The following is a 21228-nucleotide window of genomic DNA, read 5'->3' as shown; positions in this document are numbered from 1 at the left end:
GCGGCAGGGGGATGGCGTCCAACGGGCGACGGCACGAAGAAGCTCCTGGCCAGTTGTCCTCGGCTGGCTCGGGGGTGCCGCGCTGATGCTCGTTCTCGCCGGGATCGCCGTATCGGGTGGCTGGTCCCTCAGTGCTCTGCCCGCGTCGTTCCCCACGACGACGGTTCTCGTCATCGCCGCAGGCGCATGTGTCTGCGTGGCCGCCCTCACCTCCCGCTGGGATCGGGGCGTGAAGGTCGTCACGGTACTGCTGACGACGTCGGCGGTGGGGGCGCTCGTGCTCATCGGCGCGGTCTTCCGAGTCGGCACGCCCGAGTCCGTGCGGGTGTCGGACACGAACTACGAGGTGCTGGTGACCGAAGGGCTCGCGGTCATCGACCCGCTGTGGATCGTGTCGATCCGCGACACCAGCGGGGTTTTCGCGCGGGAGAGCGAGATCGCCTGCATCAACGGCGACAGTCCCGACAACAGCCTGGAGTCCGTGGTCATGGACGGAGAGGGGCGACTCGTCTTGACCTCTTTCGACCGCGGGGACGTGACGGTGACCCTCAACCCGCGCGGAGAGGTCGTCGACATCGCCGATCCGGCGGGCATCCTCGGCTGTCCCTAGGTGGGCGGAGCCGGCGTGCGACGTGCCTTGGGGCGATTGGGAGAGCACCGGCAGCGTGGGATATGGTTTCGTTCGCTCTCAAGGCAACGAGAGGGCGAGCCACGGGCTGTGGCGCAGCTTGGTAGCGCACTTGACTGGGGGTCAAGGGGTCGCAGGTTCAAATCCTGTCAGCCCGACACAGGGAGGCGGTGGTCCGAAAGCTCGGGCCGCCGCCTGAGCCCGTCTTCCCGGTCCTCTCGAAGGCGGCGCATCTCACGCCTTTCCAAGGACCGGAAGTTCCGTGGCCGGCCGGTCGGATTCTGCTGTCCCACTCCGTCGCTACCATGGACGACATGTCGCGACTGGACCGCATCACCACCGATGCCGCGGTGTGCCATGGTCAGCCGGTGGTCCGGGGCCTTCGTTACCCCGTACAGATGCTCTTGGAGCTTCTCTCCAGCGGCATGAGTATTGATGAGGTTGTGGCGGACTATCCGGACCTCGAACGCGACGACCTTTTGGCGGCCCTTGAGTTCGGCGCTCTGGCGGCCGGTGGACATCACATAGGGCCCCTCGGGGCGGCGTGAAGTTTCTCGTTGATGCGCAACTGCCACCACGGTTGGCGGTGGCCATCCACGCCGCTGGGCACCCGACCATTCACACAAGCGCCCTACCCGATGGCAACCGTTCGACCGATCAACAGATCACCGAGTTCGCGGATAACGAACAACGGGTCGTCGTCACCAAGGATCGTGACTTCCGGGACAGTCACCTTCTGACGGGACGCCCCGCGAAGCTGCTGATCGTCGCCACTGGAAACATCACGAACGACGCGCTGCTTGCGTTGTTTGATGACGCGCTCGAGGCACTGGTGGACGCCCTCGACGAATACGACCTCGTAGAGCTTCGACCTGACGCGCTCATTGCGCATCCACGACGCGTGCGCTGAAGGGGGCGGGTCACTGGCGCGGACCCGCTCGTGAACTCGTCGCCCCCTCCCTCAGAAGAGCCGGCGCATCCGCATCGTCCGGGGCCGCCCGTCCGGGTCGCCGACGATCCGCTGGGGCACCTCGAGCACCCGCTCGAGAACCCGACCCAGCGACACCACCTCGAGCGGCCGCAGCCGCCCGGCCGGACGCGGACCGACCCGGCCACCGTCGTGCCAGGCCTGCAAGGCCGCCGCCGACGAGGCATACGCCTCGAACATCCCCTCCGGTGACACGCAGTCCGCCAGGGCCTCCTCGTGAGACGGGCCGGACAGCGGCCGGTCCAGGTGCTCCGCCGCGAGCCGCAGCCGCAGCCCCCGAGCGAACGGCGAGTGATCCACACCCTCGCCATCGATGACAAGCGCAGCCAGCTCCGAGTCGTGCGTCCACGAACGGCGGTTGAGGTTGTCCGAGCCGATCGTCGCGTACCAGTCGTCGATGATCTTGACCTTCGCGTGGACGTAGACCGGCCAGCCCGCGTGGTTCTCGATGCCGTATGCCGCGAAGCGCCCGGGTGCCGCCTCCTCCAGGTCCCGCAGTGCCTCGGCCCGCCCCTCCTGCTGCAGCCGCCGCCCGAACCCGGTGACGTCGGTGTGGTGGGGGAGGACGGCGATCATCCGCAGCTCGGGGTTCTCGCGCAGCACCTTCGCGAAGGCAGCCATGATCGAGCGCGACCACAGGTACTGGTCCTCGATGTAGACCAGCCCGCGCGCCTGCCCCAGCGCCCGGGCGAGACCACGCGCGATGGACCGCTCACCGAACGGCGCGAAGGGGTACGACCGCGTGCGCCGCAGCCGCGGGTAGGTCCGGAGCAGCTGGACGACGTGCCGACCGCCGTCCACGGGCGGCGGAGCGGGCCACGCAGCAGGCAGCGGCTCGGCCGCCATCGGCACCGTGCCGCGCACCCGGTTGACCACGCGGTGCAGCAGTGACGGCTCGAGCGGGCTCGGGTCGTCCCACCGCTCCCGGAACACCCGCTCCACGTCGGCGACGGCCGGCCCGACGATCGAGCACTGCACGTCGTGCCATCCCGGCCGGGGCCCGTACTCGTCGGACAGCCCCTGTTGCTGCGGGTCCCCGTGGTGCTCGCTCGTGTCACGCCGTGAATGAGCCACGTCGATGCCGCCGACGAAGGCGATGTCGCGCGAGCTGTCGTCCCGGTGCCGGACGACGACGAACTTCTGGTGGTGGGCGCCGGTGTGCCGCACCCGCATGTCGAGCAGGAACTCGGCGTGCTCGTCGTCGACCTCGCTCAGCCCCTCGGCCGTCTCTCGGTTCGCCTCGGCCGAGAAGTCCATCGCCTCCGCGTGCGAGCGCCACACGAGGGCGCGCACGAGCACCTCGCGGTCCTCGGCCGCGTCGAGGACGTCGAGCAGCGTGGACCCCGGGTCGTCGGTGAGCTGCTCGTCGGCGTCGGCGCGCCACCCGGCATAGAGCACCAGGTCGCCCTCACCCGTCGCGTCGATGACCTCCTTGAGCTGCGCGAAGTAGTCGGCGCCGTCGACGATCGGCGTGACGACGTTGCCCGACGACCACGCCTGCTCGCTGGGGTGGCCCTCGTCGATGCTCGTCGCCGGGTTGTCGCGTTCGCTGCGGGGGAGCAGCCATCGGGCGACGTGCTGCGGGACGCTGTCGGACTCGGTCACAGTGCGTTCTCCATCCGGGTCACGGCCTCCTCGAGGATCTCCGGCGACGTCGCGAGGTTGACCCGGGTGAACCCGCGCCCGCGCTCGCCGAACGACGGCCCCGACGAGAACGCCACGCGCCCCCGTTCCCGGAAGACCGCCGCCGGGTCGTCACCCAACCCGAGCGCACGACAGTCGAGCCACGCAAGATAGGTCGATGCGGGCGCGGCATACCCGATCGCCGGAATCCGTTGCGCGAGAAGGCGACCCAGTAGCGCAGCGTTCTCGGCCACCTCACCGGTCAGCTGCCGCAGCCACGCCTCGCCCTCGCCCCACGCCGCGATCGCCGCGACCTGGCCGAGGTGGCCGGAACCGTGGGTCAGGACCTCGTGCAGCGCGACATCGGGGCGCGCGTCCTCGCCGATGACGACCACGGCTGCCTTGAGCCCGGCGAGGTTCCACGCCTTCGACGCCGACACCAGCGCCACCCCTCGCGACCCGCCCGGCACCGACAGGTACGGCACGAACGGTCCGTCGTGCACGATCGGCGCGTGGATCTCGTCGGAGATGACGACGACGTCGTGCGTCTCGGCGAGGGCAGCGAGCGCGGTCAGCTCGTCGCGCGTGTGCACCGTGCCGGTGGGGTTCTGCGGGTTGCACAGCAGGTATGCCGCCCGCTCGCCTCGCGCGCGCACCTCGCCGAACGTCCGGTCCAGCAGGTCGAGGTCCAGCCGCCCGGCATCGGTGAGCGGGGCGTCGACGACGCGGCGGTCCACGAGGTCGAGGTGGTCGAAGAACGCGTTGTAGACCGGGGACGACACGACGACCGGCCCGCCCGGATCCGTCACGACGCGCACGACCTCGCTCAGCCCGGTCATGACGTCCGCGACCGGCATCGCCCGGGAAGCCGGCACGGTCCACGACCAGGTGCGGGCGGCATACGAGACCGCCGCCTCGACGAACGAGCGCCCGAGCGGATAGCCCGTGTCACCGCGCCGCATGGCGGCTGCCACGGCCGCAACCACGGGGTCGCACGGCGCCGCGTCCATCTCCGCCACCCACAGCGGCAGGACGTCCGCGGCATACAGCCCCCACTTCACACCGGTGCGCCGCGATCGCCAGAAATCGGCATCACCACTGAGGATCCGGGATGTCATGGGCCGACTCTAGATCGCACCGCATAGGCTGCTCGGCATGACTGCCGGTGAGAGCGTCCGGGGGACCGAAGGCGCCCCTGTCGACCGCGTCGTCACCGTGCCCAACGCCCTCTCGGCGCTGCGGCTGCTCGGCGTCCCGGCGTTCATCTGGGCCATCGCGACGAAGCACGACGCCATCGCCCTCGTCATCCTCATGGCCTCCGGCATCACCGACTACCTGGATGGCAAGATCGCCCGCCGCTACGGCCTCGTCTCGCGCGTCGGGCAGCTGCTCGACCCCATCGCCGACCGGCTCTACATCGTGACGACGCTCGTCGGCCTCGCGTGGCGCGACATCATCCCGTGGTGGCTCGTCGGTGTGCTCTTCGCTCGCGAGGCGTTCATGGCGGTCGTCGTCCTCGTCGCCAAGCGGCACGGGTGGACGGGCCTCCCGGTGCACTTCATCGGCAAGGCCGCGACGTTCAACCTCCTCTACGCCTTCCCGGCGCTGCTCATGGCCGAGGGCGACGGCTGGTTGGCGACCATCGCCCGGCCGATCGGGTGGGGCTTCGCGTGGTGGGGCACCGTCCTCTACTGGGTCGCCGGGATCCTGTATGCCGTCCAGCTGCGTGGTCTGCTCGCTCACCGGAGGGGTCGATGAGCGCGAAGCGCACACCCGACCCGGGGCGTCGCCCGGACGCGTCGATGACCCTGATCACCTCGATGCTCGAGCGGCCGCTCGACCCGGGGTACGCCGCTGCGGCCGAACGGCGTGAGGCCGCCGGACTGCCGCGCGCGACGAGCCTGCGATCCCCGTGGCTGCTCGCCTTCGTCCTCGTCATCGGGGTCCTCGTCGGGATCGCAGCGGTGCAGCTGCGCGGCACCGAGACGACGAAGCAGCGGACCAAGTCGAGCCTCATCGAGCGCATCGAGAAGGGTCAGTCGGTCGTCGACGAGCGGGCGGCCACGGCCGGGCAGCTGCGCTCGGAGATCGCCGCCCTCGACGTCCAAACGCTCTCCCAGGTCAGTGACGAGCTCGCCGAGGACGTCCAACGGCTCTCCCTTGTCGCCGGTGCGGTGCCAGTGCGTGGTCCCGGTTTCGTCGTGACGATCGACGACGCGCCCTCGCAGGAGGGTGAGGGCACCAATGCGGCTCCGCGAGAGGAGACGACGGAGAACAAGGACGGCAAGGTCATCTCGCGAGACCTGCAGATCGTCGTCAACAGCCTCTGGGAGGCAGGAGCCGAAGCCGTCTCCGTCAACGGACAGCGGCTGACCTCGACCGCGTCGATCCGGTTCGCCGGGGAGGCGATCCTCGTCGACTACCGCCCGCTCAAGCGGCCGTATGTCGTCACAGCCATCGGTGATCCCGGTTCGCTGCCCGCGACGTTCGCCGACGGCAACGGTGGCAGCTACCTGTCGACCCTGAAGAACTCCTTCGGTATCCGCGTCGAGACCTCGGTGCGCAAGGAGGTCACGATTCCGGCATCGGCGACCCTCGCGACCCGCGCCGCCCGGCCTGCCGGTTAGGGTCGGGGAGCCTGCCATGGCACTGCCCGCCCCATCGACTCGAGGAGTGACCCCGTGATCCCTGCGCTCGGACTCGTCGCGGGCATCGTCGTCGGCGTGCTGCTGCAGCCCGAGGTGCCCATCTGGCTGCAGCCCTACCTCCCGATCGCCGTCGTCGCAGCCCTGGACGCGGTGTTCGGTGCTGTCCGGGCGGTCCTCGACGGCATCTTCAACGACAAGGTCTTCGTCATCTCGTTCCTGTCGAACGTCGTCGTGGCCGCGTTCATCGTCTTCCTCGGCGACCAGCTCGGAGTCGGGAGCCAGCTCTCGACTGGCGTCGTCGTGGTCCTCGGCGTGCGGATCTTCTCCAACGTCGCCTCGATCCGGCGCCACCTGTTCAGCGCGTGAGGACCGGGGCATGACGGAGCAGACCCCATCGCGAACCGGTCGGCACGAAGCCGGCGCACCGGAGCGCGACACGACCCGTCCTGACGGGAGCGATGCCGGCGGGACCCGCACGGCCTGGCAGCGGCTCGCGCGCGCCGGACGGCCCCGCCCGACCAAGGCCAACGTGCTCGCGACGGTGCTGGCCCTCGGGCTGGGGTTCGCCATCGCCGCGCAGGTCCGCCAGACCTCCATCGAGGGGCTCGAGGACCTGCGGGAGGACGAGCTGATCCGCATCCTCGACTCCGTGGACCAGGACGGCAACCGCCTCGCCCAGGAGATCCAGGAGCTGCAGCAGTCGCGCGACCGGCTGCAGAACGACTCGACCAGCCTCAGCGAGGCCAGGGGAGCCGCCCAGCAGCGACTCGACTCGCTGGGCATCCTCGCCGGCACGGTGCCTGCCAAGGGTCCGGGCATCGTCATCACCATCAACGACCCCAAGAACGCCGTGACGGCACCGCTGCTCCTCGACACCCTCCAGGAGCTGCGCGACGCCGGAGCCGAGGCGATCGAGATCAACGGCATCCGCGTCGTCGTGAACACCTACTTCACCGACGGGGAGGGCGGCATCGCCGTCTCCGGCAAGGACGTGAGCGCCCCCTACGTCATCACCGCCATCGGTGACGCCCAGACCCTCGCCTCGGCGATGCAGATCCCGGGCGGAGTGACCAACTCGGTGCGCAGCCTCGGGGGAGAGGCCGTCATCGACACCCAGGAGTCGGTGACGGTGTCCGCATTGCAGACCGTTTCCGAGCCTCAGTACGCTCGACCTGTTCCCAGTCCCAGTTCCTCCTGACGCCCGCAAGGAGCATTCCCGATGAGTGACCTCGAGTACCCGAGCGACCTGCGCTACACCGCCGAGCACGAGTGGGTGCGCTCCTCCGGCGATGTCGTCCGGATCGGGATCACCTCCTTTGCGCAGGACGCCCTCGGCGACGTCGTGTACGTGAGCCTGCCTGGTGTGGGCGACACGGTGGCGGTCGGCGAAGCGTGCGGCGAGGTCGAGTCGACGAAGTCGGTGAGCGACCTCTACGCGCCGCTGGCCGGCGAGGTCACCGCCGTCAACGAGGCCCTCGACGCCTCACCCGAGCTGGTCAACTCCGACCCCTACGGCGAGGGCTGGATGTACGAGCTCCGGCCGAGCGACGCCGCCGCCGTCGAGGGTCTGCTCGACGTCGAGTCGTACCAGCAGCAGCTGGGCTGACGTCGCAGGCATATTCACAGCCCGCTTTTTGCCAACGCCCTGTTCATCCCTCAAGGGGTCATCTAGGGTGAGTGCTTCACCGACGAGCCGAGACAGGAGCCGCACTGATGAGTGACCAGGGTCGCGAGACGCCGGAGCGCGAACCGGAGTCGTCGACGACGATGCGCTTCCAGGCGGTGGAAGGGCTCGAGCAGTCCGACGTCGTCCACGAGAGCGAGCACGTCCTCACCCGTGCCGACCAGGCGACCGTCGACGCGCTGCGCCCCGGCACGGCTCTCCTTGTCGTGCTGCGCGGCCCCAACACCGGCGCGCGGTTCCTCCTCGACGACGACCTCGTCAGCTCGGGGCGTCACCCCGAGAGCGACATCTTCCTCGACGACGTGACGGTGTCGCGCAGCCACGCGACCTTCGAGCGAACCGGTGGCCAGTTCGTCGTCAAGGACGTGGGCTCGCTCAACGGCACCTACGTCAACCGTGAGCGCATCGACGAGGCCACCCTCCAGACCGGCGACGAGGTCCAGATCGGCAAGTACCGCCTCGTCTTCTATGCCGCCAAGCAGGCCTGAGCGCCCGCTGACGATCGGGAAGGTCCTCGACGCGCTGCGCGAGGAGTTCCCCGACATCAGCATCTCCAAGCTGCGCTTCCTCGAGGGAGAGGGTCTGGTCACCCCGGACCGCACCCCGGCCGGCTACCGCACCTACACGCCGGCCGATGTCGACAGGCTGCGCTACGTGCTGCGGGCGCAACGGGACCGGTTCTGGCCGCTCCGGGTCATCCGCGAGGCCCTCGACGCGCTCGACCGCGGGCTCGAGCCGCCCGGCACCGGGGGTGACGCCGAGCGGCCGCGCGCCCCCAAGCCGGCGGAGGACCCCGACGTGCCGTCGGCGGCCGAGCTCACGCGCGTCCGTAGCGTCCGGCTCACCCGTGCCGAGCTCGTTGAGGCGACCGGTCTGGACGCGGACGTCGTGGACTCGCTCGAGGGGTTCGGTGTCCTCCGTCCCGACAAGAGCGGTCACTACTCGGCCACGGACCTGCAGGCCGCGCACGCGGCCGCCGGCCTCGCGGCATACGGCATCGAGGCGCGGCACCTCCGGCCCTTTCGCACGGCTGCCGACCGCGAGGTCGGCCTCGTCGAGCAGGCGATGAGCACCCGCCGAGGCGGCGGGCGAGCCGACGACGAGGCGGCGATCGCGCGGCTCTGCCTGCAGCTCCATGCCGCCCTGGTCAAGGGTGGTCTCGCCCGGTCCTGAGACGTACGGTGGAGACGTGAAGTCACTGGACGTCCTCGGTGTCCGTGTCGAGATGCCGACGAACCAACCCATCGTCCTGCTGCGAGAGCGTGACGGCAGCAGGTACCTCCCGATCTGGATCGGTGCCGCCGAGGCCGCGGCGATCGCCTACGCCCAGCAGGGGGTCGTGCCGCCGCGGCCGCTCACGCACGACCTGCTGAAAAACGTCCTCGAGGAGCTCGGCCACACCATTGACCGGGTGCGCATCACCGCGCTCGACTCCGGGGTCTTCCACGCGACCATCGACGTCGACGGCGGGGCCGATGGAGGCGGGCGGAGCATCGACTCGCGCTCCTCGGATGCCATCGCCCTTGCGCTGCGAGCCGGGGTCGACATCGTCACCGACGATGCCATGCTCGACGAGGCCGGCGTCGAGATGGCGGGGGAGCAGGAGGAGGACGAGGTCGAGAAGTTCAAGGAGTTCCTCGACCACGTCTCTGCCGACGACTTCGACACCGGAGACCAACCCTCCAGTTGAGGGTGAGTGTTGCGGATGTTGCTCACGACACGCGTGTGAATAGGGTCGAGTGGTAGTTGACCCCGAGGTGCCCGGGTTCTACCTTCGACTCAAGGAAACGACGTCCGTGTAGTCACGTCCATGTGGTTCGCGTCGTGGGACGACTTCGTGAGAAGTCTCGGAAGGTGCAGGAGGACGGCGTGAACGCCATCAACGAGAAGCCGACGGGGCACGTGCCCGTGCTGGCTCAGGGTCTGCTCTTCACCGATGACCTGCCTGAGCTCGACGAGGAGACCGGCTACCGCGGCCCGACCGCGTGCAAGGCCGCCGGCATCACCTACCGCCAGCTCGACTACTGGGCTCGCACCGGCCTCGTCGAGCCGAGCGTGCGGGGAGCGGCCGGGTCCGGCTCGCAGCGCCTCTACGGCTTCCGCGACATCCTCGCCCTCAAGGTCGTCAAGCGGCTCCTCGATACCGGTGTCTCGCTCCAGCAGATCCGCGGTGCCGTGCAGGTGCTGCGCGACCGCGGCGTCGACGACCTCGCTCACGTCACCCTCATGAGTGACGGGGCGTCCGTCTACGAGTGCACGTCGAACGAAGAGGTCATCGACCTGCTCCAGGGCGGCCAGGGCGTCTTCGGCATCGCCGTCGGCAAGGTGTGGCGCGAGGTCGAGGGCGACCTCTCGCACCTGCCGAGCGAGCGTCCGAGCGACGAGATGCCGGCGGCCCACCCCGGCGACGAGCTCAGCGCCCGCCGGCAGGCCCGGCTGGCCTGACCGCGGCTCACGCACCGGCGCGCACCCGACGGGTGCGCGCCGTTTTGCTACCCTGACGGGGCCGCCAACACCGTGCGGGAGAGTCCTCGGGTCCGGTCGGGCCCGGGGCGCCGAAGGGGCAAACTCCCCGGAACCTCTCAGGCGCAAAGGACCGCACGGATCAGGCACCTCTGAGACGGCTCGACGCCGCGACAGATGGGGAGGTCCGAGCCCGTCCCACGCGCCAGGAGCCTCGCCCGATGACCGACCCCATCGACCTCACCACAAGCTCGTCCACCGCGACCACACTGCCCGCGTTCGCCGGACGACACATCGGGCCCAGCGAGGCCGACGTCGCGCGCATGCTCGAAGCGATCGGCCGCTCCAGCCTCGACGACCTTGCGTCGACGGCCGTGCCCGCCGCGATCCGGGCGACCGGGTCGATCGACATCGTCCCGGCCGACTCCGAGTACGCTGTCGTCGAGGAGCTGCGTGCTCTCGCCGACCGCAACACGGTCCTCACGCCGATGATCGGGCTGGGCTACTACGGCACGATCACCCCGCTGGTGATCCAGCGCAACGTCCTCGAGAACCCCGCGTGGTACACCGCCTACACGCCCTACCAGCCGGAGATCTCCCAGGGCCGGCTCGAGGCCCTGCTCAACTTCCAGACGGTCGTCGCCGACCTCACCGGGCTCACCACGGCCGGGGCGTCCCTGCTCGACGAGGCCACCGCCGCCGCGGAAGCCATGACGCTCATGCGCCGGGCGAGCAAGGTCGCGTCCGACGCCGTCCTGCTCGTCGACGAGGCTGTCTTCCCGCAGACCCTCGCCGTGATGCGGACCCGTGCGCTGCCGCTCGGGATCGACCTCGTCGTCGCCGACCTCACCGACGTGACCACCGCCGAGGGTCTGTCCGAGGCTGCGGGAGGACGTCCGGTCTTCGGCGTCATCGTCCAGTACCCGGACCTGCACGGCCGGCTGCGCGACCACCGTGCCCTCGCCGAAAGCGCCCATGCGGCAGGTGCGCTCGTCACGGCCGCCGCCGACCTCATGGCCCTCACCCTGGCCACCGCACCGGGGGAGTGGGGCGCGGACATCGCCGTCGGGACGACCCAGCGCTTCGGCGTGCCGCTCGGCTTCGGCGGCCCGCACGCGGGCTACATGTCTGTCCGTTCCGGGCTCGAGCGCACCCTGCCCGGCCGCCTCGTCGGCGTCTCCGTCGACGCGACCGGCGCACCGGCATACCGGCTCGCGCTGCAGACCCGCGAACAGCACATCCGCCGCGAGAAGGCGACGTCGAACATCTGCACGGCGCAGGTGCTCCTCGCCGTGATGGCGAGCATGTATGCCGTCTACCACGGCCCGCGCGGGCTGCGCGCCATCGCGCTGCGCATCCACGCGCACCGCGAAGCGCTCGTCGCGGCGCTGCGCGCCGGCGGTGTGGACGTGCTCGACGGAGCGGGCTTCGACACCCTGTCTGCGCGCGTCGAGGGCCGCGCCGACGACGTCGTCGCGGCCGCTGTCGCCGAGGGCGTCAACCTGTGGCGCCACGACGGCGACACCGTCCTTGTGTCCGTGGACGAGACGACCTACCTCGACGACCTCGTCGCCGTGTGCCGGGCGTTCGGTGTCGACGCGCCGACGAATGTGCCTGTTGCAGAACCGAACTGGGGCGAGGGGCTGGACCGGACGAGCGGGTACCTCACGCACCCGGTCTTCTCGAGCCACCACAGCGAGACGTCGATGCTGCGCTACCTGCGGCGACTGTCCGACCGCGACTTCGCCCTCGACCGCGGCATGATCCCGCTCGGGTCGTGCACGATGAAGCTCAACGCGACGACCGAGATGCTCGCGGTGACGTGGCCGGAGTTCGCGTCGCTGCACCCCTTCGCGCCGGCTGACCAGACCGAGGGGATCCGCCACCTCATCGCCGAGCTGTCGCAGTGGCTCTGCGACGTCACCGGCTACGACGCGGTCTCCCTGCAGCCCAACGCCGGCTCGCAGGGTGAGCTGGCCGGCCTGCTCGCGATCGCGGCATACCACCGCTCGCAGGGTGACGAGGAGCGCACGATCTGCCTCATCCCGTCGAGCGCGCACGGGACCAACGCGGCGAGCGCGGTCATGGCCGGCATGAAGGTCGTCGTCGTCGCCACCGACCCGGCCACCGGCAACGTCGACCTGCTCGACCTCAAGACCAAGGTCGAGGAGCACCGGGACGCCCTCGCGGCGATCATGGTGACCTACCCCTCGACGCACGGCGTCTTCGAGGACACCATCACCGAGCTCTGTGCGATGGTGCACGACGCCGGTGGTCAGGTGTATGTCGACGGCGCCAACCTCAACGCGCTCGTCGGGCTTGCGCAGCCGGGGCGGTTCGGCGCCGACGTGTCGCACCTCAACCTGCACAAGACGTTCTGCATCCCGCACGGTGGCGGCGGTCCCGGTGTCGGCCCGGTCGCGTGCCGCGAGCACCTCGCGCCGTTCCTGCCGAACCACCCGCTCGCCCCGGAGGCTGGCCCGGAGACGGGTGTCGGGCCGGTGTCGGCTGCGCCCTACGGCTCGGCGGGGATCCTGCCGATCTCGTGGGCGTATGTGCGGCTCATGGGCGGCGCCGGCCTGCGCCGCGCGACCGAGGTGGCGGTGCTCAACGCGAACTACATCGCGGCGCGGCTGCGTGAGCACTACCCGGTGCTGTACTCCGGCGAGGACGGTCTCGTCGCGCACGAGTGCATCCTCGACATTCGGCCGCTGACGAAGCAGACCGGCGTCACCGTCGACGACATCGCCAAGCGGCTCATCGACTACGGCTTCCACGCACCGACGATGTCGTTCCCCGTCGCCGGGACGCTCATGGTCGAGCCGACCGAGAGCGAGGACACCGCCGAGCTCGACCGGTTCTGCGACGCGATGATCGCGATCCGGGGCGAGATCGACGCAGCCGGTGCGTCCGGCAACGTCGCGGGCAGCGTCCTGCGCGGGGCACCGCACACCGCGCAGTCGCTCGCGGGGGAGTGGGACGTCGAGTACTCCCGCGAGGAGGCGGCGTTCCCGGCCGGGGTCGACCCGCTCGCGAAGTACTGGCCGCCGGTGCGCCGCATCGACGGAGCGTACGGCGACCGTCACCTCGTCTGCTCCTGCCCGCCGCCCGAGGCCTTCGAGGACTGAGCCCCTGTCCGACTTATTGCCCGTTGTGGCTGCCACAACGGGCAATAAGTCGTTCGTGTGCCGGGCGTGGGGTCCGCGGGCCTGCGAACTGTGCGCAATCAGTCGTCGGTATGCCGGGCGGCCGAGGTGCGTGGACATGCGAACTGTGCGCAATCAGTCGTCGGTAGGACGCTCGGCTGGGGCTTGGGTTCTAGGCAGCGGGTTCGGCGGTGGAACCGGCAGCGATGGTGCGGACCGAGGACCCGTGCTCGGTCTTGGTGACGACAACCTGGTTCGTGATTCGGGTGCGCAGCTCGGCGACGTGGCTGACGACCCCGACGGCGCGGCCACCTTCGCGCAGCCCGTCGAGGACGTCGAGCACCTGCTCCAGACTCTCGTCGTCGAGCGTGCCGAAGCCTTCGTCGATGAAGAGGGTCTGCAGGTCGAACCCGCCGGCCTCCTCACGCACCGCATCCGCCAGGCCGAGCGCCAGCGCCAGGGACGCCATGAACGACTCGCCGCCGGACAGTGAGCTCGTGGCCCGGGTCTGACCGGTCCACAGGTCGAGGACGTCGAGCCCGAGGCCGCTGCGGGCACCGCGCGCCGCGAGTCCGTCACTGTGCCGCAGCTGGTAGCGGCCGCCGCCCATGGACGCGAGCCGCTCGTTGGCGAGCTCGGCGACCTTCTCGAGCCGGGCCGCGAGGACGAACGCTGACAGTCGCATGCGCAGCGCGTTGTTCGGTCCGAGGCCGGCGAGGGTGTCGGCGAGCTCGCGCATCGCGTCGGCGCGGGCGCCGGAGCTGCTGAGCCGGTCGCAGAGCGTCGTCACGGTCGTCGCCATGCGCCGCACCGACGTGAGTGAAGCACGCACGAGCGCGTCAGTGGACGTCGCGGACGTCACCGCCCCCGTCGCCTCGGACGCCGCCGTCTCCAGCGCGTCGAGGTCCGGCTCGGGCAGCTGCATGGCGGCCAGGACGTCGTCCTCGGCAAGGGTGGCCGTGGCCACGGCCCGGGCCCGGTCACGGTCGGCCACGGCCGATCGCAGCTGCGCCAACGTGGCGGGTGGGAGGAGCGCCGCACTGAGCTCGTCGGCGTCCGCGAACCCGGCTTCGGAGACGGCAGCCTCGACCGCCGCCACCGCTGCCGCATGGTCCTCGGTGCGCTGCTCCACGGCGCGGAGCGCATCGAGGTGCGCCTCGAGGGCCAGGGCCGCAGCGTCATGGCGGCGACGGACGTCCGCCAGCACAGTGAGGTCTCCCATGTCGGCCGGCAGCTCCGGACCCGCACCCTGTCCGGAGGCACACGGGCAGAGGTGGGCGTGCTCCTCCAGGGCCAGCGCCACCGCGGCACGGACCTGCTCGATCTCAGCGGTCACCTCGGTCCGCGCCGCCGTCGCCCCGGCGATCGACTCCCGCAGGGCGGCGGCCTCGTCGGTCAGAGCCTTCCCTTCGTCGTCCAGCGTGGCGAGGGCGTCGCTGAGGGCTGGTCGGCCCGCAGCCTCGGTCTCCAGCACGTCCAGCGCGGCCTCGCGGACGCCGAGCGTGGCCTCGAGGTCGTCATGGTGGATGACCTCGGCGGAACGCTGCGCGACCGTGGCCTCGAGGGCGGTGATGACGGCGCCCAGCTCCCGGCTCGCGGTCTGGGCGGTGTGCCAGGCGGCTTCGGCGGTGGCGACGTCCTCGGCAGCGACACGACGCTCGGCGGTTGCCGGGGTCGGGTGGTCCGCGGCACCGCAGACGGGGCACGGCTCGTCGTCGGCGAGGCCGGCGGCGAGCTCTGCGGCCATGCCGTCCAGCCGCGCCTCGCGCAGGTCGAGATAGGTGTCCCGAGCGTCCTGCTCGGCGGAGATGAGCTCGTGGTGACGGCTGCGATGAGTGGCCAGCGTCGACTCGTCGCGGGCGTTCTCGGCGCGGAGGGTCTGCTGGCGCCGGAGTGCTTCGACGTCCTGACGCGCCCGCGTCAGAGACTGCTCGGCAGCGGCGGCTGTCGCGAGACGCGACTCGACCTCCGACCGGCGCGTGGTGAGGTCATCCAACGCCGCGACGACGGCGCGAGCGCGCTCGGAGTCACGGGTCACCTGCGCGTCATGACGGGACACCTGTGTCGCCAGCCGCTCCAGGGTGCCGCCGGCTCGTGCGGCGTCGGCAAGGAGCGCACCGGACTCGACCATCCGGGAGTCGAGCTCGGCGAGGGAGGACGCCGTCGCGTCCGCACAGCCCAGGGGAGCGGTCCCGGCCGAAGTGGAGGCGAGCACGGCGCGCGCTGACTCGAGCGCGGCGGCGGCTCGCGTGAGGGCGGACAGCTCACCGGCGACGGGTGCCGCGCGCGTCGCAGCGTCCACCCGGGTGACGACCTCGTCGTGTGCCTCGGCGGCCTCGTCCAGCTCGGCGAGCGTCACCGCGGCACCGCGCCCACGAGCCTGCGTCGCGGCACACTGTCGCCCTGCCGAGAGTGCGGCCCCGGCGACTTCGGCCCGGCCGCGGGCCTCGTCGAGGGCTGTCAGCGACTCGGCGGCCGCGCCCTCGAGGCCGGCGATGACCTCGTTCAGGGCGGCCGGCACCAGCGCCGGCTCGAGCTCGACCAGGTCCGTCCCGCCCGGCCCGTCCTCGTCGTCCCCGGAGTCGACCACCGACACCGGAGACCCGGCGAGCTGCTCACTCACCAGCGTGAGCACGGTGCGCAGCTCGCGGCGCGTCTCCTCGACGTCGGCGGCGGAGTCCTTGCGCGCCTTCGCGAACCACTCCTCGATCCCGACGAACCCGGCCACGTCGAACAGCCGCTCCAAGAGGGCCCGCCGCTCCTCGGGCGTCGCGCGTAGGAACGTCGCGAAGTCGCCCTGCGGCAGCAGCACCACCTTGCTGAACTGCGCCAGGCCCATCCCGAGCACGTCGTCGACGACCTCGGCGATCTCGTCGTGCCGGGTGCTGAGCGCCTGCCAGTCCCCGTCCCGCAGCTCCCACAGCTGTGCCTTCGCCGGGACGGACACCTCGCCCGTCCCACGCGCCTTGGGCCGCCGGAACTCCGGCGAGCGCTCGACCCGCAGCCGCCGACCGGCCGCGGTCAGCTCGAGCTCGACCGACGGCACGGTGCCGCGCTCGGCGTGGTCGCTGTGCAGGCCCTTCTTGGTCCGCGCACCCGGCAGGTCGGCGAACAGCGCGAAGCAGATGGCGTCGAGCAGGCTCGTCTTGCCGGCGCCAGTCGCGCCGCGGATGAGGAAGATCCCGTCCGCGCCGACCTCGTCGAGGTCGACGCTCACGGTGTCCGCGAACGGGCCGAACGCCGTCGCCGTGAGCCGGTGCAGCCTCATGCCACACCCCGCCGCGTATGCCGTCCGCTCGCCTTCTCGCTGCCCGCACCAGCCCCCGCGCGACCTTCGTCGTCCCGCTCGCCCCGGTCGAGACGGACGGCCTCGACCGCCTCGGCGAGCAGGCCACGCTCGGCGTCCGTGGCGGCATACCCCTCGCGCACGTGCGCGAGGAAGTCGCAGCACACGTCGACCGGGTCGGCGGCGGCGGCCCGCTCGGCATACGTCCGCACCGGAACGATGACGCCCTGCGGGTCGAACTCGAGGCGCAGCGTGTGCGGGAAGCGGCGGCGCAGCTGCTCCATCGCGCCGAGCGGGCGCACCGGGTCGGTCAGCGTCACCTGGCACCACGCGTCCTCGGCGGCCTCGTGCTCCGGGGAGGACAGCAGGTCCTCGAGGTCGCCGCGCAGCACCGCGAGCCGCCGGTGCACCGGCGCCGCCACGTCCTCGACGGTCACCGCACCCGACGCGGCCACGTCGACGAGCAGCGAGCCCTTGGTGTGCCGCCACTCGCTGAACGACATGGCGACCGGCGAGCCGCTGTAGCGCACCGTCTCGGACACCTGCTGCCGACCGTGAAGGTGACCGAGGGCGGCATACGACACTCCGTCGAAGACCGACGGGTGCACCGCGCTCACCCCGCCGACGGAGATGTCCCGCTCGGAGTCGCTCGTCGCGCCACCGGTGACGAAGGCATGTGCCATGACGACCGACGGCAGGCCGCGCGACTCGACATCGGCACGCACCCGGTCCATCGCCGCCCCGAGAACGCCGGCGTGGGTGCGCTCATCCGTGCCGAGCGCCACCCCGGCGACCGACGGCTCGAGGTAGGGGAGGGGGTGGATGGCGACGCCCTCCACGACGACGGGCCGGCCGATCGACGACACCGAGGAGCGGATATGCAGCCCGGCCCGCTCGAGCAGCCCGGCGCCGAACCCGAGCCGGATCGCCGAGTCGTGGTTGCCCGACGAGAGGACGACGGTGGCGCCCGCGTCGACCAGCCGGGTCAGCGACTCGGACAGCAGCTCGACGGTGTCCGGCGCCGGCATCGCGCGGTCGTAGACGTCCCCGGAGACGACCACGGCATCGACCGACTCGCTACGCACCACCTCGACGAGGTGGTCGAGGTACTCCGCCTGGGCAGTGAGCAGCCCCACCTGGTGGAACGAACGCCCCAGGTGCCAGTCGGAGGTGTGGATCATGCGCACGACACCGAGGCTAGGTGGACCCACCGACAGCCCCCGGGACCGAAACGCAAAAACCCCCACGCAGGGGTCGCACGGCGTGCTCCCATGGTGTTGAGTTGAGCATCCCGGTGACGGCGACGACCGCCCGAGCCGGCCGACGAGAGCCGACCCGACGTTCGGGCGACGAGAGCCGGAGGTGAGTGCCGTGGGTGCCGAGGTCAGCGCTCAGAGCTACACGCGCGAAGAACGCCAGCGCTACCGCGAGAAGGTCCGCCAGAACCTCGACGTGTTCGAGCGGATGCTCACCCAGCACTCCTTCGAGTTCGACCGGCCGCTCACGGGACTGGAGATCGAACTCAACCTCGTCGACGCGGCATACGACCCCTCGTTCGCCAACGACGAGGTGTTGCACGCGATCGCCGACCCCGGCTACCAGACCGAGCTCGCCCGCTACAACATCGAGCTCAACGTGCCGCCGCGGCCGCTGCCCGGCGACTCCGCGCTCGAGCTCGAGAAGGACCTGCGCGACTCGCTCAACGAGGCGGACGCCAAGGCCCGCGAGGTCGGCTCACGGCTCGTGACGATCGGCATCCTCCCGACGATCATGCCGGAGCACTACGAGGGGGAGTGGATCAGCGACAACAACCGCTACACCGCCCTCAACGACTCGATCTTCGTCGCCCGCGGGGAGGACATCTTCCTCGACATCAGCGGGCCGCAGGGGGAGCGGGTCGCGACCTACTGCGACTCGATCGCGCCCGAGTCGGCGTGCACGAGCGTCCAGCTGCACCTCCAGGTCGCGCCGGGGGACTTCGCGGACCACTGGAACGCCGCGCAGGCGCTCTCCGCGGTCCAGGTGGCGCTCGCCGCGAACTCGCCGTTCTTCTTCGGCCAGCGCCTCCACGCCGAGACCCGGATCGAGCTCTTCGCGCAGGCCACCGACACCCGCCCGATCGAGCTCAAGAACCAGGGCGTCCGTCCGCGGGTGTGGTTCGGCGAGCGCTGGATCACGAGCATCTTCGATCTCTTCGAGGAGAACGTCCGCTACTTCCCGGCGCTGCTCGCGGAGAGCACCGACGAGGACCCGATGGCCAAGCTCGAGGAGGGCGTCGCTCCGGACCTGTCCGAGCTGCGTCTGCACAACGGCACGGTCTACCGGTGGAACCGGCCGATCTACGACATCGTCGACGGCCGGCCGCACCTGCGCGTGGAGAACCGGGTCCTGCCCGCCGGCCCGACGATCGCCGACACCCTCGCCAACGCCGCCTTCTACTACGGCGCGGTCCGCAAGCTCGCGAGCGACGACCGACCGGTCTGGACCAAGCTGAGCTTTGCGGCGTGCGAGGAGAACTTCCGCCGGGGTGCCCGTGACGGCATCGACGCCCGGCTCTACTGGCCCGGCTTCGGCGAGCTCGGCGTCGACGAGCTCGTCCTGCGCCACCTCCTGCCGCTCGCCCACGAGGGCCTCAAGGAGTGGGGTGTCTCGGATGCGGTGCGCGAGCGCTACCTCGGCATCATCGAGGAGCGCTGCCGCGCCGGCGTCAACGGGGCGACGTGGCAGACCGAGGCCGTGCGCCGGCTCGAGGACAGCGGGCTCGACCGCCGCGAGGCACTGCACCGGATGCTCGAGCTCTACGCCGAGCACATGGCGACGAACGAGCCGGTGCACACCTGGCCGCTGCCCTGAACGTCGCCATCGCGCGTGGTCGCCTCGTGCGAGGCGCCCGTATGCCGTCCGCGCGCCGTCTCGGGTCCGCGCCTCGTCGTCCGCTCGCTGTGGTCTTGGCCTTTAGGTGGCGGGGTTCTGTCGGTGCTCTGTGGCGGTCGGTCAGCCGGCGCCGACGCCAGGGCGCTGGCGGCGGTTTCGATGACGTCGGTGGTGCTGTCATGGCGTGGCCGCCGCGGGGTGTGGGACGACGTGGGGGACGATCCGGACGTAGATGACCATGCCGACGAGCTCGACAAGAGTTTGGGTGACGACGACGACGGCGGCCAGGGCGAGCGTTTCGGGTAGGGCCAGCGCTAGGGGCAGCACGACGAGGGAGTTGCGGGTGGCGCCCGAAAAGACCATTGCCCGGGTTGCCGGCACGTTCTGCTTGAGGGCGCGAGCGGTGAGGAGGCCGAGAGGGATAACGGCGATCAAAAAGGTGATGTAGATCGGGACCACGACGAGCAGCGAAGAAGCATCGGCGCGGACGGCGTCAATCTGAGAGGCGACCACGACCGCGAGGGTGGCCATCATGAGCGGCACCATGAGCGCCTGCATGAGGTCCATGAGACGCCGGGCGGCGCGAAGGCGCGCAGCCAGGGATTGCGTGATTGCGGCGAGAGTCAGGGGCGTGACGATCAGGAGGAGGAACGCCTCAACGAATGGGGCGACATCGATGACGTCGAACAGCCCTGGGCCGACGAACAGGCGCAGGTAGACCGGCAGTAGCAGCATCTGTAACAGCATCAGCAGCGGAGACGCCGCGAGCAGGCGTTCGTGTGCGGCGCCGGCTAGTTGTACCCGGCCATCACGTTGGTGACAGGCGGCTGACCGGCGGGAGTCCGCCGAGCGCGGTGTGGCGTCGTCGAGTGTTGTACTCGTGTAGCCAGGGTGCAAGAGCGGCGGCACGGTTGGCGTTGCTGGTGAAGACCTGTCGGTAGGCCCACTCGGTGGCCAGGGTGCGGTTGAACCTCTCGACTTTTCCGTTCTGCCAGGGGCAGTGGGGCCGGATGAACTTGTGCGTGGCCCCCATGGCGGTCATCGCGTCCCTGACGTCGTTGCTTTTGCGGTAGCTGAAGTGGTTGTCGGTGATGACGCGTTCGATGGCGGCGATGCCGTGGGCGGCGAAGTGTTCGGCGGCGCGCAGGATGAACGCGGCGCAGGTGGGGCCGGTCTCGTCCGGGAGGATCTCGCTGTACGCGAGCCGGGAGTGGTCATCGACCATGGAGTGCACGTAGTCGTACCCGATGCGCGCTTTCTTCCGTGCCGCGGTCGAGCCCATCTGGCGGCCGTGGGCTCTCCACCCGCCACCGTCGGGGATGCGCCCGATCTTCTTGACATCAACGTGAACCAGCTCGCCGGGGCGGTCGCGTTCATACCGGACCGCGGTGGTCTTCGAGGCGCGGATCACGTCCCCGGTGAGCGGGTCGCAATGCCGCAGGTAGGGCAGGTCATGGCGGCGCAGGATTCGGCTGACCGTGCGTGCCGGGACACCCAGTTCAGGCCCGATCCAGTCCTGACCACGCCGGTGCTCCCGCCGGGCAGCCACCACCGCGTCCTCGACCGATGTCGCGGTGCGGCGAGGGCTGGAGTGCGGCGCCGAGGACCGGTCCGACAACCCGGCCTCACCCTCGGTGTCGAACCTGGACACCCACCTGTGAGCGCACTGACGCGAGATCCCCATCGCCTTCGCGGCATGAGCCACTGCCCACCCTTGGCGGCGAACGCGGTCGACCAACAGACGACGACCATGAACATTCAGACGAGCGTTAGCGTGGGACACGAGAACCTCCGGGCGGTTGGGACTTCGACAATCCACACCTCACCCGGAGGTTCTCCTCGTCGTCAACGCCTACGTGTCACCAACCTCGCGGCCGAGTACAGCTAG

At 70.6% G+C, this 21228-nt stretch carries 20 protein-coding genes, 1 tRNA gene and 1 riboswitch; of the genes, 15 read left to right on the top strand and 6 right to left on the bottom strand.

Going from position 1 to position 21228, the window contains the following annotated elements; translation table 11 throughout:
- Positions 1-85: 85 nt before the first annotated feature.
- The 4 genes from BCF74_RS11245 to BCF74_RS11230 all read left to right on the top strand — a co-directional run bounded on the left by BCF74_RS11245 (position 86) and on the right by BCF74_RS11230 (position 1538).
- On the top strand, positions 86-610 hold the full coding sequence (locus BCF74_RS11245) for a hypothetical protein (protein WP_106298052.1): 525 nt from the start codon (positions 86-88) through the stop codon (positions 608-610).
- Between the two features lie 102 nt (positions 611-712).
- Positions 713-786 (top strand) — tRNA-Pro (locus tag BCF74_RS11240).
- Positions 787-942: 156 nt separating this feature from the next.
- A complete protein-coding gene (locus BCF74_RS11235) occupies positions 943-1176 on the top strand; it encodes a DUF433 domain-containing protein (protein WP_106298105.1) in 234 nt (77 codons plus the stop codon).
- Entirely contained in the window at positions 1173-1538 is a 366-nt protein-coding gene (locus BCF74_RS11230; protein WP_106298051.1) for a DUF5615 family PIN-like protein, read from the top strand. Before BCF74_RS11235 ends, BCF74_RS11230 begins: the two co-directional genes overlap by 4 nt.
- Before the next feature lie 51 nt (positions 1539-1589).
- On the opposite strand, the gene BCF74_RS11225 is transcribed toward BCF74_RS11230, so the two are convergent.
- Positions 1590-3221, bottom strand: a complete 1632-nt coding sequence (locus tag BCF74_RS11225) for a phospholipase D family protein (protein ID WP_106298050.1) — start codon at positions 3219-3221, stop codon at positions 1590-1592.
- Positions 3218-4357 carry a MalY/PatB family protein gene (locus tag BCF74_RS11220; RefSeq protein WP_106298049.1) on the bottom strand — a complete coding sequence of 380 codons (1140 nt, stop codon included), beginning with the start codon at positions 4355-4357 and terminating at the stop codon, positions 3218-3220. The genes BCF74_RS11225 and BCF74_RS11220 overlap by 4 nt, the downstream gene beginning before the upstream one ends.
- Positions 4358-4394: 37 nt before the next feature.
- Here BCF74_RS11220 and clsA point away from each other — a divergent pair, with 37 nt between their 5' ends.
- The 10 genes from clsA (at position 4395) to gcvP (ending at position 13162) form a co-directional block, all read left to right on the top strand.
- Complete coding sequence (gene clsA, locus BCF74_RS11215; RefSeq protein WP_106298048.1) at positions 4395-4997, top strand: cardiolipin synthase ClsA; 603 nt, start codon at positions 4395-4397, stop codon at positions 4995-4997.
- A complete protein-coding gene (locus BCF74_RS11210) occupies positions 4994-5866 on the top strand; it encodes a DUF881 domain-containing protein (RefSeq protein WP_106298047.1) in 873 nt (290 codons plus the stop codon). The genes clsA and BCF74_RS11210 overlap by 4 nt, the downstream gene beginning before the upstream one ends.
- Positions 5867-5920: 54 nt before the next feature.
- Positions 5921-6253 carry a small basic family protein gene (locus BCF74_RS11205; RefSeq protein WP_106298046.1) on the top strand — a complete coding sequence of 111 codons (333 nt, stop codon included), beginning with the start codon at positions 5921-5923 and terminating at the stop codon, positions 6251-6253.
- A gap of 10 nt (positions 6254-6263) precedes the next feature.
- Positions 6264-7085 (top strand): DUF881 domain-containing protein, encoded by an 822-nt coding sequence (locus tag BCF74_RS11200; protein WP_106298045.1) that lies wholly within the window; start codon positions 6264-6266, stop codon positions 7083-7085.
- 21 nt (positions 7086-7106) lie between these two features.
- Complete coding sequence (gene gcvH, locus BCF74_RS11195) at positions 7107-7493, top strand: glycine cleavage system protein GcvH (RefSeq protein ID WP_106298044.1); 387 nt, start codon at positions 7107-7109, stop codon at positions 7491-7493.
- A 107-nt stretch (positions 7494-7600) separates the two neighbouring features.
- Entirely contained in the window at positions 7601-8059 is a 459-nt protein-coding gene (locus BCF74_RS11190; protein WP_106298043.1) for an FHA domain-containing protein, read from the top strand.
- Positions 8040-8744: a transcriptional regulator FtsR gene (ftsR, locus tag BCF74_RS11185; protein WP_106298042.1), complete on the top strand. Its 705-nt coding sequence runs from the start codon at positions 8040-8042 to the stop codon at positions 8742-8744. The genes BCF74_RS11190 and ftsR overlap by 20 nt, the downstream gene beginning before the upstream one ends.
- A gap of 16 nt (positions 8745-8760) precedes the next feature.
- A complete protein-coding gene (locus BCF74_RS11180) occupies positions 8761-9261 on the top strand; it encodes a bifunctional nuclease family protein (protein ID WP_106298104.1) in 501 nt (166 codons plus the stop codon).
- A gap of 179 nt (positions 9262-9440) precedes the next feature.
- Positions 9441-10016 carry a MerR family transcriptional regulator gene (locus BCF74_RS11175; RefSeq protein WP_106298103.1) on the top strand — a complete coding sequence of 192 codons (576 nt, stop codon included), beginning with the start codon at positions 9441-9443 and terminating at the stop codon, positions 10014-10016.
- A 65-nt stretch (positions 10017-10081) separates the two neighbouring features.
- Positions 10082-10180: riboswitch (glycine riboswitch) on the top strand.
- Between the two features lie 75 nt (positions 10181-10255).
- Positions 10256-13162, top strand: coding sequence for an aminomethyl-transferring glycine dehydrogenase (gcvP, locus tag BCF74_RS11170; protein WP_106298041.1), 2907 nt, complete (start codon positions 10256-10258; stop codon positions 13160-13162).
- A gap of 190 nt (positions 13163-13352) precedes the next feature.
- Here gcvP and BCF74_RS11165 read toward each other — a convergent pair whose 3' ends face one another.
- Positions 13353-16448 (bottom strand): AAA family ATPase, encoded by a 3096-nt coding sequence (locus BCF74_RS11165; RefSeq protein ID WP_106298040.1) that lies wholly within the window; start codon positions 16446-16448, stop codon positions 13353-13355.
- Positions 16445-17653 carry an exonuclease SbcCD subunit D gene (locus tag BCF74_RS11160; RefSeq protein WP_106298039.1) on the bottom strand — a complete coding sequence of 403 codons (1209 nt, stop codon included), beginning with the start codon at positions 17651-17653 and terminating at the stop codon, positions 16445-16447. The genes BCF74_RS11165 and BCF74_RS11160 overlap by 4 nt, the downstream gene beginning before the upstream one ends.
- Before the next feature lie 184 nt (positions 17654-17837).
- On the opposite strand from BCF74_RS11160, the gene BCF74_RS11155 reads away from it, so the two are divergent.
- A complete protein-coding gene (locus tag BCF74_RS11155) occupies positions 17838-19319 on the top strand; it encodes a glutamate-cysteine ligase family protein (protein ID WP_106298038.1) in 1482 nt (493 codons plus the stop codon).
- Positions 19320-19517: 198 nt separating this feature from the next.
- Here BCF74_RS11155 and BCF74_RS11150 read toward each other — a convergent pair whose 3' ends face one another.
- Positions 19518-20075: a hypothetical protein gene (locus tag BCF74_RS11150; RefSeq protein WP_218279257.1), complete on the bottom strand. Its 558-nt coding sequence runs from the start codon at positions 20073-20075 to the stop codon at positions 19518-19520.
- 73 nt (positions 20076-20148) lie between these two features.
- The gene (locus tag BCF74_RS11145; protein WP_106298037.1) at positions 20149-21123 is read right to left on the bottom strand and encodes an IS481 family transposase; all 975 of its coding nucleotides are present in this window, start codon (positions 21121-21123) and stop codon (positions 20149-20151) included.
- Positions 21124-21228 lie beyond the last annotated feature (105 nt).

This window comes from Knoellia remsis (assembly GCF_003002895.1).
GTDB classification, from domain to species: domain Bacteria; phylum Actinomycetota; class Actinomycetes; order Actinomycetales; family Dermatophilaceae; genus Knoellia; species Knoellia remsis.
This window is presented reverse-complemented; position numbering and strand designations above follow the sequence as displayed.

Coding starts and splice junctions, on each gene's coding strand:
- BCF74_RS11245 (WP_106298052.1), top strand. CDS start 86: ATGCTCGTTCTCGCCGGGATCGCCGTATCGGGTGGCTGGTCCCTCAGT.
- BCF74_RS11235 (WP_106298105.1), top strand. CDS start 943: ATGTCGCGACTGGACCGCATCACCACCGATGCCGCGGTGTGCCATGGT.
- BCF74_RS11220 (WP_106298049.1), bottom strand. CDS start 4,357: ATGACATCCCGGATCCTCAGTGGTGATGCCGATTTCTGGCGATCGCGG.
- clsA (WP_106298048.1), top strand. CDS start 4,395: ATGACTGCCGGTGAGAGCGTCCGGGGGACCGAAGGCGCCCCTGTCGAC.
- BCF74_RS11210 (WP_106298047.1), top strand. CDS start 4,994: ATGAGCGCGAAGCGCACACCCGACCCGGGGCGTCGCCCGGACGCGTCG.
- BCF74_RS11200 (WP_106298045.1), top strand. CDS start 6,264: ATGACGGAGCAGACCCCATCGCGAACCGGTCGGCACGAAGCCGGCGCA.
- gcvH (WP_106298044.1), top strand. CDS start 7,107: ATGAGTGACCTCGAGTACCCGAGCGACCTGCGCTACACCGCCGAGCAC.
- BCF74_RS11190 (WP_106298043.1), top strand. CDS start 7,601: ATGAGTGACCAGGGTCGCGAGACGCCGGAGCGCGAACCGGAGTCGTCG.
- ftsR (WP_106298042.1), top strand. CDS start 8,040: ATGCCGCCAAGCAGGCCTGAGCGCCCGCTGACGATCGGGAAGGTCCTC.
- gcvP (WP_106298041.1), top strand. CDS start 10,256: ATGACCGACCCCATCGACCTCACCACAAGCTCGTCCACCGCGACCACA.
- BCF74_RS11165 (WP_106298040.1), bottom strand. CDS start 16,448: ATGAGGCTGCACCGGCTCACGGCGACGGCGTTCGGCCCGTTCGCGGAC.
- BCF74_RS11150 (WP_218279257.1), bottom strand. CDS start 20,075: ATGCTGCTACTGCCGGTCTACCTGCGCCTGTTCGTCGGCCCAGGGCTG.